Raw genomic sequence first — 13858 nt, forward strand, 5'->3', positions numbered from 1 at the left:
GACAAGCGCGGGAAGCCCGCCGAACAGGGCCGATGGCCCGGCCAGTTGCCCCGCGCACCGGAAAGACCGTCCGACAACGCAGGTGACTGCTCCGCGAAATCCGCGCCCGGCAGCCCCGGGCTCCCGTCGGCCGATCCCGTTCGGCAAGGGCCGCCGGGGGATCGGACACCGACCGCGGTGGAGGTGAAGCCATGGCGACGCAGACGGAACCCCTGATCGGGACGCCCGGCGTCGAGGACGGTGCCGCCGTGTGGCGCATCGCCCGCGACTCCCGCGTACTCGACCTCAACTCCTCCTACAGCTACCTGCTGTGGTTCCGGGACTTCGCCCGGACCTCCGCGGTGGCGCGCGGCGAGAGCGGCGCGCCCGTCGGCTTCGTCACCGGCTACCTGCGTCCGGAGAGGCCCGGCACGCTGGTCGTCTGGCAGATCGCGGTGGACGAGGGCCACCGCGGACGCGGACTGGCCGGCGCCATGCTGGACCACCTGGCCGCCCGGTCGGCCCCGCGGGGGATACGGCACCTGGAGGCCACCGTCGCGCCGGGGAACACCGCCTCCGACCGGCTGTTCACGCTCTTCGCCCGGCGGCACGGCGCGGCGCTGGAGCGCGAGGCGCTGTTCGGCGCGGAACTCTTCCCCGACGGCCACGGTCCCGAGGTGCTGTACCGCATCGGGCCGCTGCCCCGCGCGGCCCGGCCCTGATCCGCCGTCCGGCCCCGACCCGTCACGGGCGGACGGCACGCCGTCGCCCGGCACCACATCCACCGAGGAGCACGCCATCATGACCATCACCGAAGCCGAGACCTCCGTCTTCGACACCCTGGAGTCCCGGGTGCGCAGCTACTGCCGGAGCTGGCCGAGGGTCTTCGAGTACGCGCACGGCTGCCGCCTCCAGGACGAGGACGGTCATGTGTACCTGGACTTCTTCGCCGGGGCGGGCGCGCTCAACTACGGCCACAACAACCCGGTGCTCAAACGCGCTCTGCTGGACTACCTGGAGCGCGACGGCGTCACCCACGGCCTGGACATGTCCACCACGGCCAAGCGCGCCTTCCTGGAGACCTTCCAGGAGGTGGCCCTGCGGCCGCGCGGCCTGGACCACAAGGTGATGTTCCCCGGCCCGACCGGCGCCAACGCCGTCGAGGCGGCCCTGAAACTGGCCCGCAAGGTCAAGAGGCGCGAGACGGTGGTGTCCTTCACCAACGCCTTCCACGGCATGTCGCTGGGAGCGCTGGCGGTGACCGGCAACGCCTTCAAGCGCGCCGGCGCCGGCGTCCCCCTGGTCCACGGCGTGCCCATGCCGTTCGACCACTACCTCGACGGCAGGGTCGAGGACTTCCTGTGGTTCGAGCGACTGCTGGAGGACCGCGGCTCCGGCCTGAGCCGCCCGGCCGCCGTGATCGTCGAGACGGTCCAGGGCGAGGGCGGCGTCAACGTCGCCCGGGCCGAGTGGCTGCGCGCCCTGGCCGGCCTGTGCCGCCGCTGGGACATGCTGCTGATCGTCGACGACATCCAGATGGGCTGCGGCCGCACCGGCGGCTTCTTCTCCTTCGAGGAGGCCGGCATCACCCCCGACATCATCACGCTGTCCAAGTCCATCAGCGGCTACGGCCTGCCGATGGCGCTGACCCTGTTCCGGCCCGAGCTGGACGTGTGGGAGCCCGGCGAGCACAACGGCACCTTCCGCGGCAACAACCCCGCCTTCGTCACCGCCACCGCGGCCCTGGACGCCTACTGGGCCGACAGCGGAACGGAGAAGCAGACGCTCGCCCGCGGCGAGCAGGTCGAGGCCGCCCTGGACGAGATCGCCCGCGAGCACCGCCGAAGCGGGGCCGGATACCGGGGCCGCGGCCTGGCCTGGGGCCTGACCTTCACCGACGCCGGGCGCGCCGCCCGGGTGTGCGCCCGCGCCTTCGAGCTGGGGCTGCTGGTGGAGACCTCCGGCCCCGAGAGCGAGGTCGTCAAGCTGCTCCCGCCGCTCACCGCGACCCCGGACGAACTGGACGAGGGGCTGCGCACCCTGGCCCGCGCCGTCGACGAGACCGGCTGACCGGCCCGACCGCACGCGGTACGCCGCACGCCTCAGCCGTAGCCCCGGCGACAGCGCGCCGTCGTTCCGCAAGCGTCATAATCTTCTTGTATGGGATATCTCTGGCATGCCGGCCGCGGGGTGCCGCCACCGGGACGGACGGGGGCGGCGCGCCGCTGCCGTACACCGCGTGCCGCCGCGGGCGGGGCGGCCGGCGGCCCGGTCCCCGAGCCGGGCCGGAGGGGAGCGCACGGTGGCCGGGCCCGATGACGCGACGGCCGCGCAGGACCGGCTGGAGACGGAGTTCCTGGAGGTGGTGCGCGGTACCGGCGCGTCCGCCGCCGGCCTGTACCTGCTGACCCCGGACGGGGACGCGCTGCGGCTGGTGATGTTGTGCGGGGCGCCGCCCGGCTTCGTGGAGCCGTGGAAGAGCGTCGGACTGGCCGCGCCGGTCCCGGCGGCCGACGCGGTGCGCGAGAACCGCCTGGTGTGGGTGGGCGGCCATGAGGACATGGCCCGGGCCTATCCGCGCGCGGCGCTGACCGCGCCCTACCACTTCGCCCTGGCCGCCGCCCCCGTCGCCGCGGAGCGCTCCTGGGGGGCGCTGCTGCTGCTGTGGCCCGGCACCCACCCGCCGCGGATCTCCGGGCGGCGGCGCGACAACATCGTCTTCGGCTGCCGGAGGCTGGCACGGCTGCTGGAAGAGGAGGAGAACGCGGGCCGGCCGGCCCCGACCCCGTCCCGGCCCCGGCTGCTGAGCACCCGCACCGTGCGCACCGGCAGGTCGCAGTCGGCGCTGGCCGCTGAGGACTTCGCCGAGCGCCTGCCCGGCGGCTGCTGCGCCCTGGATCTGGAGGGCCGCATCACCTTCGTCAGCGCCGGCGGCGCCGAGCTGCTGGGCCGCGCCGCCGCCGAACTGCTCGGCACCCGCCCCTGGCACTCGCTGCCCTGGCTGGACGACCCGGTCTACGAGGACCGCTACCGGGCCGCGGTCGTCAGCCGCGAACCCGTCTCCTTCGCCGTCCGCCGCCCGCCCGGCCGGTGGCTCGACTTCCGGCTCTACCCGGACGCCAGCGGCATCAGCGTACGCATCGAACCCGCGGGCGCCGGCCCCCGCCCCGCACCGGTCCACGGCGAGCGGACCGGGAGGGCCGTTCCGGCGAGAGCCGGACAGCTCTACCAGCTGATGCACCTGGCCGCGGCCCTGACCGAGACCGTCGGGGTACGGGACGTGGTCGACCTCATCGCCGACCAGATCATGCCCGCCTTCGACGCCAGGGGCGTGGTCATGTCCGTCCTGGAGGACGGCCGACTGCGCATCATCGGCCACCGCGGCTACTCCGCGGCGGCCATCGAGCGGCTCGAGGGCGTATCGCTGGACACCTCCCTCACCCCGGCCGGGCGGGTGCTCACCGAGGCCACGCCGCTTTTCTACTCCTCCCCGCAGGAGATGGAGCGCGAATACCCAGGCCTGCCGCGGACGACCGACAAGCAGGCGTGGGCGTATCTGCCGCTGAGCATCTCGGGACGGCCCGTGGGCTGCTGCACCCTGTCCTACGACCAGCCCCACGAGTTCACCGCCGAGGAGCGCGCGGTGCTCACCTCCCTGGCCGGACTCATCGCCCAGGCACTGGACCGGGCGCGTCTGTACGACGCCAAGCACCAGATCGCCCACGGTCTCCAGCAGGCACTGCTGCCCCACACCCTGCCCGCCGTCCCCGGGCTGCGGGTGGCCGCCCGCTACCTGCCGGCCACCCGGGGCATGGAGATCGGCGGCGACTTCTACGACCTCATCCGCCTCAGCGACAGCACCGCGGCCGCCGTCATCGGCGACGTCCAGGGGCACAACGTCGCCGCCGCCGCGCTCATGGGACAGGTCCGCACCGCCATCCACGCCCACGCCACCGCCGGCGTCCCTCCGGACCAGGTGCTCGCGCGCACCAACCGGCTCCTGAACGACCTCGACCCCGGACTGTTCACCAGCTGCCTCTACGTCCACCTCGATCTGGCGCGGCGGTGCGCGGGCATCGCCAGCGCCGGGCACCCCTCCCCGCTCCTGCGCCTGCCCGGTGGCCGCACCCGCCCCCTGGACGTCCCGCCCGGCCTGCTGCTGGGCGTCGAGCCGGACGCCGACTACCAGGTCTTCGACACCTCCCTGCCGGCCGGGGCGGTCCTCGCCCTCTACACCGACGGCCTCGTCGAGACCCCGGGCATCGACCCCGACGAGGCCACCGCCGGTCTCGCCCGCCACCTGGCCCGCGCACCCGACGGGGATCTGGAGCGTATCGTCGACGCCGTCGTCCGCGGGGTCCGCCCCACCCGGCAGCGTACCGACGACATCGCCCTGCTCCTGCTGCGGACGGCTTTCGGCGAGGACTGAGCGGGGAGCGGGGCCCGGGTGGCCGGGCCGGGGGCGTCCGCCGGTTCCGCCCGGGTCAGCGGCCCACGGGGTCGCCCTCGGTGCCGTCGTCCCGCGTGCGCAGCACCATGTGACCGCCGTGGTGCAGCGGGGTGCCCAGTCGCGGGCGGGCCGCCTCGCGGCCCGTCTCCGCGTCCACGATGTGCACCTCGCCGTGGCCGCCGCGGGTGACGGCGATCCAGTCGGAGCCCGGCGAGGCGGCCACCGCCCTGCGCTGGACCCCTTCCCAAGGGGTGCCGCCGCGGCGCGGGGCGCCGTCCATGGCGGCCAGGGGCAGGCGGCGTACGGCGCCGTCCGGGTCGTCCGCGTCCAGCAGGACCAGCTCGTCGCCGTCGGGGTGGATGCGGGCGAAGGCCGCGTGGCGCCGGGAGAGCGCCAGGCGGAAGACCAGGCCGGGGCCGAGATCGGTCAGATGGGTGCGGTCCGTCTCCAGGTCGTGGCGCCACGCCCGGTTGGTCCACTCCGGCCAACTCGCCGGGTCCGGCGCCCCGCCGCGCAGCGTGCTCCACAGCGCCTGCCGGCGGGTGTCGAGGCGCAGGTACCAGCCCCGGCCGGGCGACCCCCACGGGATCACCGGCTCGGCCGTGAGCGCGTCGCCCGCCCTCCGGGCCCGGTGCACTCCCTCGCCCGTGGCCGCGAACACCCGCCCGGAGCCGGGCGCGTACGCGTCCCCGTGCCCGTCGTCCGGCAGCGGCAGGAGCGCGCGGGGTGCGGCCTGCGGACAGCCGGGCGGCGCCGCGAGGAGGTCCGCGAACCGGTGGACGGCCAGCGCGCCGGGTTCCCGGTGCCGCAGTACGACCAGCGGATCGCCGCCGCCCGGCACCGTCACCCCCGGCTCGCCGACGCGGGCGCGCACCCTGGAGGTCTCCTCGGTGGCGAGGTCGACGACCGTCAGCAGGTCCGACCACGGCTCGCTGTTCTTCCCCGCCCCGGTGGTCACGGCCAGCCTGCGGCCGGACGGATCGCAGGCGAGGTGCTCGGCCGGTACGGCGACCGGGACGGCCAGTCGCACGAGTTCGCCGCCGAAGGGGTCGAGCACCAGCAGCTCCCCCCGGCGGTCGTCGACACAGGCCACCCGGCCTCCCGGCAGCGCCAGGAACCCGGCGTGCTCCGAGATGTGCCGGCCGGTCAGGCGGTGCGTGACGGTGCCGTCCGGCACGGTCAGTGCGTACAGACAGCCGTCCACGTGATCGGAGACGAGCAGCGCGAGGTCGGTGGCGGGCATGGGGTCCTCCAGTGAGCCGATGTAGTGAAAACGATTATCATGTATCTTCGGCGTGTTCCGGCTTTCCCGAGAAGAAGAAGAGGGCGTCAATGCTGCGTTCACCGTCGAGATCCGTCCGCGGCTGGATCACCGCAGCGGTTCTGGGTTCCGTCCTGGCCGGCTGCGGATCGCAGCCGGAAGAGACCGCGGAGGGCAGGGCCGAGCCCACGGCGAGGACCGAGGTCACCGTCGAACCCATCAAGGCCGCGACGGAGTTGACCGACACCAACGGCACCAGGGTCTCCCTGGACGGTGAACCGGAGCGGATCGTCTGCCTGTTCGCCCTCTGCGACGACATCCTGACCGAACTGGGCATCGTCCCCGCGGCCACCAACAGCGCGCTGCTGGCCCACCCCGGCTTCCTGGGGAAGGAGAAGGCGAAGGAGGTCGACGTCATACCCGGCGGTTTCATAGCCCCGGAGGTGGAGGCGATCCTCTCCCACAAGCCCGACCTCGTGATCGGCCTGGGGGACACCCACGGCAAGCTCGCCCCCGCGCTGAAGGGCGCCACCACCTTCTGGGCCATGCAGCCCGAGACCTGGCAGGACAGCGTCGGATATCTGCGCGACGTCGCCGCGCTCACCGGCCGTACCGACGAGGGGGAGAAGGCCGAGAAGGCATTCCGCACCAAGCTCGCCGAGGCCGAGAAGACCCCGAGCGACAAGACCGCGCTCGTCATCTACGGCAGCGACGAGAACTTCGGCGTCGCCACCCCGGAGACCGACGTGGCCGCCAGCCTGTTCCCCAAGATCGCCGAATACCCGTGGAAGTCCCGTGGTGTGGAGGGCAGTTACAGCCTCGAGGAGATCCTCGCCGAAGGCGTCGACGTGCTCTTCGTCGAGACGATGAGCTTCGGTGACGCGGACGGCAAGCTCTCGGAGAAGCTGGCGGGCAACCCTCTGTGGGGGAAGATCCCGGCGGTGCGCGACGGCGACGTCCACGAGGTCGACCCGGAGGTGTGGGCCAAGGGCCGCGGCACCCGCTCGCTGGGCATCGTCCTCGACGAGGCCACGGCCGCGCTGCGGTGAGGGCGCCCGTCCCCGCACCCACCGCGGCGGAGGAAACCGGGGTGGAGGACGCCGGGGCGGGAGGCGCGGCGGCGAAGGGCCGGCGCGCCTCCCGCCGGGCGCGGTGGCGGCAGCCGCTCCTGGTGGCCGTGCTGCTGGCCGTCTCCTCGGTCTGCGCGCTGAGCCTGGGCACCCCCCATGTCCCACCGCACCGGCTCGTCGGCGCGGTGCTGGAGGGCGAGGCCACGCTCGCCGGGATCGTCGTCACCGAACTGCGCGTACCCCGCCTGCTGCTGGCGCTCCTCGCCGGCGCCTGCCTGGGAGCGGCAGGGCTCGTGCTCCAGGAGGCACTGCGCAACCCCCTGGCGGTGCCGGAGATGCTGGGCGTCTCCTCCGGGGCCGCGCTGGGGGTGGCCGCGCCCCTGGTGCTGGCGCTGTCCCTGCCCGCCGCCGTCCAGCCGCTGCTGGCCATCGGAGGCGCCGCGCTCGGCGGTGGGCTCACGCTGTTCGCCGCCGGGCTGGGCCGCAGCCCGTCCGCCGTGCTGCTGACCGGCGCCGCGGTCTCGGCCGCGCTGCAGGCCGCGCTGCTCGTGCTGATGGTCATGGCCGACCAGCTCGACCTCCAGCTCATCTACCGTTACCTGCTCGGTTCCCTGTCCGCCCGGACCTGGGACGACGTGGCGGGGCTGTGGCCGTGGCTGCTCGTGGTCGCCCCCGCCCTGGTGCTGTGCGCGCCGGTTCTGTCGGTGATGCGGCTGGGCGACGAGGACGCCGAGGCGCTGGGCGTGCGCGCCCAGCGGGCCCGGCTGACCGCGCTGGCCGTCGCCGTGGTGCTGATCGCCCCCGTGACGGCCGTGTGCGGGCCCGTGGCCTGGGTGGGCTTCCTCGCGCCGCACCTGGCCCGGTGGTTCGCCCCCGCTGCCGGGGCGGTGCGCTGGCTGCCCTGGTCCGCCGCATGGGGCGCCGCCGTCGTCGTCGCCGCCGACGTGCCGGCCCGGCTGGCGCTGGCGCCCGTGGAGACGCCGGTCGGCGCCTGGACGGCCCTGCTGGGTGTGCCGGCCGGGATCGTCCTGACGCGGTCGGGCGGTCGCGGACGCGGCCGTTCCCGGCGCGGGAGGGCCGGAGCGGCCGGAGCGGAGGGAGCGCGGTGAGCCGGCGTTTCGCGGCGCTCACGGCGCTGGCCGCGGTGTGCGCCGTGGTGGAACTGGTCGCCGGACGGGGCATGTCCCCGGGTACGGTCTGGGACGTCCTGGGCGGCGGCGGTGACGCGACCGAACGCCACATCCTGCTGCAACTGCGCCTGCCCAGGCTGCTGGTGGCACTCGGCGCGGGCGCGAGCCTGGCCGTGGCGGGACTGGTCCTGCAGTCCGCGCTGCGCAATCCCCTGGCCGGGCCCGAGGTGACGGGCGTGACGCCGGGAGCGGTGCTCGGGGCCGTCACCGCCACCGCCCTGGGGCTGGCCGGATGGGACTCCCCGCTGGCCGTCGTCCTGGCCGCGTGCGCGGGTGGATGCACCGGGGCGGCGCTGCTGTGGCTGCTGGCCGGACGTGGCCGCGGTGACCCCGCGGCCACCGCCGTGCACGGGGTGCTGGTCTCCGCGGTGCTCGGCGGACTCACCGCCATGGTGCTCCTGGTGGAGCCGGGCGAGCTCGGCAGCGTCGTGCAGTGGCTGGTGGGCACCACGGAGGGCCGGGTGTGGCAGCACTGGCACCTGCTGTGGCCGTGGGCGCTGCTGTGGGGGACGGCCGCCTGGCTGCTGGCCGGACCGCTGACCCTGCTGCGCTGCGGGGACGAGACCGCCCTGGCCGCCGGTCTTCCCGCCCGGCGGGCCCGGACCCTGGCCCTGCTGTGCGCGGTGGCGCTGACCGCGGGCGCGGTGGCCGCCGTCGGGGCGCTGGGCTTCGTGGGGCTGCTCGTACCGCATCTGGCCGTGGCCCTCTTCGGCGCCGACCTGCGGGTGAGCCTTCCCGGCGCCGCCGTGGTGGGCGCGGTCGTGGTGTGCGGTGCGGACGCTGCGGCGCAGCTCTCCTCCCGGTTGCTGGCGGCCGCGCTGGAGACCGGAGGGCTCACGCTGCCGGTCGGGGCGCTCACCGCCTGCCTGGGCGCCGTGCTGCTGCTGGCCGTCGTGCGCCGCACGCCGGACCGTACGTTCTGAAGTCGAAGGAGAGAGCCCGTTGACCGACACCGACACCGACTCCGATACCGGCACCGGCACCGGCACCGAGTCCGTGGGGATCCGCATCGAGGGGGTCCGCTTCGGATATCCGGAGCGGCCCGTGCTGCGGGGAGTCGACATGACCGTCCGGCCGGGCGAGCTGACCGCCCTCGTCGGGCTCAACGGCTGCGGCAAGTCGACCCTGCTGCGGCTGGCCGCCGGGCTGCTGCGGCCGGACGAGGGGCGCGTACTGCTGGGCGGGGACGACCTGGCCCGGCTGTCCCGGCGTGCCACGGCCCGGAGGGTGGCGCTGCTGCACCAGTCCGCGCCCGCCGTGCCGGGGATGACGGTGCGCCATCTGGTACGCCAGGGGCGGTACGCGGCCCGCGGCCCGCTGGGCATGCTGCGCGAGGGCGACGACCCCGTCGTACGCCGGGCACTGCGGGACGTGGGCGTGGAGCGGTGGGCCGACCGCGACGTCGACGCCCTGTCGGGGGGCGAACGGCAGCGGGTGCGGCTGGCGATGGCGCTCGCCCAGGACACCCGTGTCCTGCTGCTGGACGAGCCGACCACCTATCTGGACCTGCACCACCAGCTCGACGTGCTGCGGACGGTGGTCCGGCTGCGCGAGGAGCGCGGGCTCACCGTGGTGATGGTGCTGCACGACCTGGCCCACGCGGCCCGGTTCGCCGAGCGGATCGTCGCGCTGCGGGACGGCCGGGTGGCGGCCGACGGGGCTCCGAAGGAGGTGGTCACGCCGGGGCTGCTGGCGGATGTGCTGAGGGTGGCCGGCCGGGTCGGCCGGGATCCCGAGGGGGGCTGGCCGGTGTGTTACCCAGATCACCCTCTCCCAGGTATGGAATATGAAAATCATATTCACTAGAGTGTGAGTGCGGCGCTCGTTCGAACGCCGTATCCCCTTGCGAACAAGGAGAGTTCATGGACAACGAGCAGGTCTTCACGCCGATCGCCGACCCGGGTCAGCTGGCCCACGACTCGGCCTCCCACTCCAACGCCCTCGTCGAGAACCCCTTCGAGGACACCGAGGAGTAAGCGAGGGCCCAGCCGCTCTCGAACGTGGGTCCGCCCGGCGCCATCCGGGCGGGCCCACGCCCGTCCCGGGCTCCGCCGTCCGCCCCGTGCCCGGTCCGCCGCCCCGCCGCCCGCTCCCCGCCAACCCGCTCACAGGAGGACCGCCGTGTCCCGCAGTCAGCTCGCACCCGGTGTCGAGGTCGTCGCCGTACCCGGGCGGGGCCTCGCCGTCCGCACCGCCGAGGGGGAGTTCCTCGGCGTCCGGACACGGGGCGCCGACGAGGAAGCCCTGTTCCGTCTCCTGTCCGGCGCCGCCGGGGAACCGGCCGACGCCGAACAGCGCCGCCTCGTCAGGGCGTTCGAGGACGCCGGCTATCTGACGGACGGACCGGCGAGCCCGGAGTGGCCCGCCGCCCGCCAAAACGTCCGCCTGCTGGGCGATCCGGTGCTCACCGAACCGCTCGCCGCGCAGCTGACCGCCCTGGGCGCCCGGCCGCACGCCGGTCCGGCGGTCGCTCCCGGCGCGTCGCCGGGCGGCCTGGACGATCTGCTCCACGACGACCCCGCCGCCGTCGTGTGGTGCCTGGACGGACCCGTGCCCGGCGGACTGTGGGACGCCGCGGACCGGCTGCCCGCGCACGGCGTCGCCTGGCTGCGCTGCCACCGCGAGGGCCGGCAGGCCTACGTCGAGCCGCTCGCCGCCGTTCCCGAGGACGTCACCTCGGCCCACGTCAGGGCCCGCCGGCTCGCCGCCACCCCCGCCCACCGGGAACTGGCCGCCTACTGGAGCGGACCCCGCGCCTGCGGCGCCCCGGCCGGGCTCACCCCTCCCGCCGCCGGCCTGCTCGCGGCACTGCTCGCCGACGACCTGCTGCGGTGGGCCGCGGGCCTCCCCGAGGAAACCGGCCTGCCCGCGCGGCGCCGGCTCAGGCGCGTGGACCTGCGCACCCTGACGGTCACCGAGCATCCCGTCCTCCCCGTGCCCGCGGTCGCACCGATGCCGGAGACCGCCCGGAAGCCGGGGACCGCCCCGGCGCAGGGGCGGGACGGATGACGCCGCCCGGCGCCACCGGCGGGGGGCCGGCCGTCGGATGGGGACCGGTCACCGTCGGGGGACTGGCCACCGACGTCCGCCTCCCCGCGGGCCGCGGCCCCTTCCCGGCCGTCCTCCTGCGCACCCCCTACGACCGCCTGCGCCACCGGGCCGAGGCGGGAGGCTGGGCCCGCCGCGGATTCGCCGCCGTCGTCCAGGACGTACGCGGCCGGTTCGCCTCGCCGGGACGCTGGCGGCCGTACGAGAACGAGGCCGCGGACGGGGCGGCGACCGCCCGCTGGATCCGTCGGCAGCCCTGGAGCGACAGCCGGCTGGTGGCGGCCGGCGCCTCCTACGCCGCCCACTGCGCACTCGTCCTCGCCCTCGACGCGCCCGGGGACGCCCGGCCCGACGCAGTCCTGGCCGCCGTACCCGCCCTCGGCGCCGCCGAGACCGCGCGCGAACCCTCCGGCGTGGAGCGGCTGCTGGCCCGCGCCGGATGGTGGGCCGCCCACGGCGACCGGAGCGACTCCGACGAGAGCGCGCTGGAGAAGGCCCTCGCCGCCGACCCCGGCCTGTTCAGCCACCTGCCGCTGACCGGCCTGCCCGAGCGGCTGGGCCGGGACCTGCCCTCCTGGGCGGAGCTGTGGCACCACCGCGACCGGGGCCGCCCGGTGTCGCAGGCGGCCCACGCGGCCGTGCCCCTGCTCGCGGTGGGCGGCCACCACGACCCCTTCGCCGCCGACACCGACGCCCTGTGGCGCGCCTGGGGCGGCCCCTCGGCGCGGCTGCTGACGGGCCCCTGGGGACACGGCCTCACCGCCGCGCCCGGCCCCGGCGCCGGCCCCGCCCACCGGGTGAACCTCGGCGAGCTGTACGCCGGCTGGGCCCACCGCGCCCTCGCCGGCGAACTCTCCCCCGGACACCGCGGCGCGCTGGCACTGGGCGGCGCCGACCGGTGGCTGCCCGCCGGCACCGAGGGCGAGCCGCGCACCCAGCGGCTGCGGCTCCTGCACGGCCGCGCCTTCACCGCCGACCCCGAACGCCCCGTCCGCTCCGACGACCTCACCGTCCCCACGGCCGGAACGCCCGACCGGTGCCTGCTGGCCACCGCGCCGCTGCCCCGCCCGCTCGACGCGGTCGGACCCGCGCGGATACGGCTGCGGGCCGCGGCCGGCACCCCGTCCGCCGACTGGGCCGCCCGGCTCGTCGCCCTCACCCCGGACGGCAGGGCCGAGCGACTGGCCACCGGCATCGTCCGGCGCGAGGAACCACCCGGCCGGGAGGCCGAGTTCACCATCGGCCTGGGCCGGATCGCGCGCCGGCTGCGGGCGGGCACCCGGCTGCGCCTGGAGATCGCCGGGCACCACTTCCCGGCCCACGCCCGCAACCCGCACACCGGGGAGGACCCGATGACCGCCGAGCGGCTGCTCGCCTCCCGGCGGGAGGTCGACCCCGGCAGCGTGGCGCTGCTGCTGCACGTACTCCCGTCCCGCCCCACCCCCACCGAACCCGCCGAGGAGATCCTGCGATGACCGCGCTGCCGCTCCAGGCCCTGGTCGACCCCGTCTGCGGCGTCGTCCGCAAGGTCAAGCCCGTCGAGCACCCCGCGGGCGCGCCGCCCCGCTACACCGCGTTCACGGCCGAGATATCCGACGCGCGCAGACTCGGCCTGTGGCCCGCCGACCGCGTCTCCCTGGGCACCACCTTCGGCGACCCCGAACAGGCCCACCTCGCCGCGGTCGCCGAAGGGGTGGAACGTTACTGCGGAAACCGCGTACCGCCGCCCGGCCACCCGGACGCCCCGCTGCACGCCACGGCCGCCGAACTGGCCGGCAAGGGGCTGCGGCTGTACGGGCCGGGGGAGCTGCCGGCCTACGCGCCCTGGCAGTACGCCCGGGAGAGGTTCCCCTACCGGCCCCTCACCGACGACACCCCGGCCCTGTGGACACGCGGCACCGAGCACCTGCCCGACGGGACGACCGCCGAGGTCTGGGCACCGGTCGCGCTCACCCACCTCAACTGGCGCCAGGGCGAGTTGCGCTCCCTGCCCCGCACCCACCACCTCAACTACGCCGGCATCGCCACCGGCCAGGGCTTCGACGACGCGGTCGAACGCGGTCTGCTGGAGATCGTCGAACGCGACGCCCTGGAGCTGTGGTGGCACCTCGACGGACCGGCGCGCGGCATCGACCCGGCCAGCGTGCCCGGCCTCACCGACGACCTCGTCGGAGCCGCGCTCGACCTCCATCTCGTCGAGATGCCCTCGGAGTTCGCCCCCTGCATGGCCGCGCTCGTCCACGACCCCCGCCTGGGCCTGTACGCCGCCGGATTCGCCTGCAAGTACGACCCGGCCGAGGCCGCCCGCAAGGCCGTGCTGGAGGCCGTGCACACCTGGGTCTTCACCCAGGGACTGACCGACCCCGACGGCTGGGTGTTCCAGGCCGTCGAGGCAGGCCTGCTCGCCCGCGGGCTCTACCTGGACCACCGCGCCGACCGCCGCTACCTCGACGCCTGCGGCGAGGAGTTCGAGCACGTGCGGGACCTGGGAGCGCACGTACAGGTGTGGCTGGACGAGCGGATGGCGCCCCAGGCCCGGCGCTTCACCGAGCCCGCGCTCGGGACGGTGCCCATCGGCGCGGTCGAGCCCGGCAGCCGGGAGGGGCTGGAACGCGCACTGCGCGAACGCGGCCACCGCGTCATGACGTTCGACCTCACCACCGAGGACGTGGCCGAGACCCCGCTGCGCGTCGCCCGCGTCCTGGCCTCCGGGCTCCTGCCCAACGCCCCGGCCGCCTTCGGGTACTTCGGCTGCCCGCGCCTGGCCGACGCCGCCGTCGGGCGGGGCTGGCGTACGACCGCCCCCACCGGGCCGGAGGACTTCACCCTGGCACCCCCGCCCCACATGTGAGGGCCGCGC

Annotated in this window: 12 protein-coding genes; 11 read left to right on the forward strand and 1 reads right to left on the reverse strand. The window is 75.6% G+C overall.

The genetic code is table 11. The features are described from left to right. The first annotated feature begins 191 nt into the window (after positions 1-191). From ectA to ACW69E_RS15610, 3 genes are all read left to right on the forward strand, one after another. The gene (ectA, locus tag ACW69E_RS15600; RefSeq protein WP_457498847.1) at positions 192-701 is read left to right on the forward strand and encodes a diaminobutyrate acetyltransferase; all 510 of its coding nucleotides are present in this window, start codon (positions 192-194) and stop codon (positions 699-701) included. A 79-nt stretch (positions 702-780) separates the two neighbouring features. Then, complete coding sequence (gene ectB, locus ACW69E_RS15605) at positions 781-2049, forward strand: diaminobutyrate--2-oxoglutarate transaminase (RefSeq protein WP_457498848.1); 1269 nt, start codon at positions 781-783, stop codon at positions 2047-2049. A 232-nt stretch (positions 2050-2281) separates the two neighbouring features. Continuing rightward, entirely contained in the window at positions 2282-4408 is a 2127-nt protein-coding gene (locus tag ACW69E_RS15610; RefSeq protein ID WP_457498849.1) for a SpoIIE family protein phosphatase, read from the forward strand. A 55-nt stretch (positions 4409-4463) separates the two neighbouring features. Here the strand turns inward: ACW69E_RS15610 and ACW69E_RS15615 are convergent, their stop codons facing one another. Beyond that, the gene (locus tag ACW69E_RS15615; protein WP_457498850.1) at positions 4464-5672 is read right to left on the reverse strand and encodes a hypothetical protein; all 1209 of its coding nucleotides are present in this window, start codon (positions 5670-5672) and stop codon (positions 4464-4466) included. 89 nt (positions 5673-5761) lie between these two features. Here ACW69E_RS15615 and ACW69E_RS15620 point away from each other — a divergent pair, with 89 nt between their 5' ends. The 8 genes from ACW69E_RS15620 (at position 5762) to ACW69E_RS15655 (ending at position 13849) form a co-directional block, all read left to right on the forward strand. Further along, positions 5762-6739, forward strand: a complete 978-nt coding sequence (locus ACW69E_RS15620; protein WP_457498851.1) for an ABC transporter substrate-binding protein — start codon at positions 5762-5764, stop codon at positions 6737-6739. A gap of 134 nt (positions 6740-6873) precedes the next feature. Continuing rightward, entirely contained in the window at positions 6874-7869 is a 996-nt protein-coding gene (locus ACW69E_RS15625) for a FecCD family ABC transporter permease (protein ID WP_457498907.1), read from the forward strand. Next, on the forward strand, positions 7866-8873 hold the full coding sequence (locus ACW69E_RS15630; RefSeq protein ID WP_457498852.1) for a FecCD family ABC transporter permease: 1008 nt from the start codon (positions 7866-7868) through the stop codon (positions 8871-8873). The genes ACW69E_RS15625 and ACW69E_RS15630 overlap by 4 nt, the downstream gene beginning before the upstream one ends. 73 nt (positions 8874-8946) lie before the next feature. After that, on the forward strand, positions 8947-9756 hold the full coding sequence (locus ACW69E_RS15635; protein WP_457498908.1) for an ABC transporter ATP-binding protein: 810 nt from the start codon (positions 8947-8949) through the stop codon (positions 9754-9756). Between the two features lie 56 nt (positions 9757-9812). Next, complete coding sequence (gene amiA, locus ACW69E_RS15640) at positions 9813-9926, forward strand: streptamidine family RiPP (protein WP_240958231.1); 114 nt, start codon at positions 9813-9815, stop codon at positions 9924-9926. Between the two features lie 145 nt (positions 9927-10071). Beyond that, positions 10072-10959, forward strand: a complete 888-nt coding sequence (locus tag ACW69E_RS15645) for a hypothetical protein (RefSeq protein ID WP_457498853.1) — start codon at positions 10072-10074, stop codon at positions 10957-10959. Further along, the gene (locus ACW69E_RS15650) at positions 10956-12473 is read left to right on the forward strand and encodes a CocE/NonD family hydrolase (RefSeq protein WP_457498854.1); all 1518 of its coding nucleotides are present in this window, start codon (positions 10956-10958) and stop codon (positions 12471-12473) included. Before ACW69E_RS15645 ends, ACW69E_RS15650 begins: the two co-directional genes overlap by 4 nt. Beyond that, the gene (locus tag ACW69E_RS15655) at positions 12470-13849 is read left to right on the forward strand and encodes a YcaO-like family protein (RefSeq protein ID WP_457498855.1); all 1380 of its coding nucleotides are present in this window, start codon (positions 12470-12472) and stop codon (positions 13847-13849) included. Before ACW69E_RS15650 ends, ACW69E_RS15655 begins: the two co-directional genes overlap by 4 nt. Positions 13850-13858 lie beyond the last annotated feature (9 nt).

Source organism: Streptomyces sp. SS8 (genome assembly GCF_054072955.1).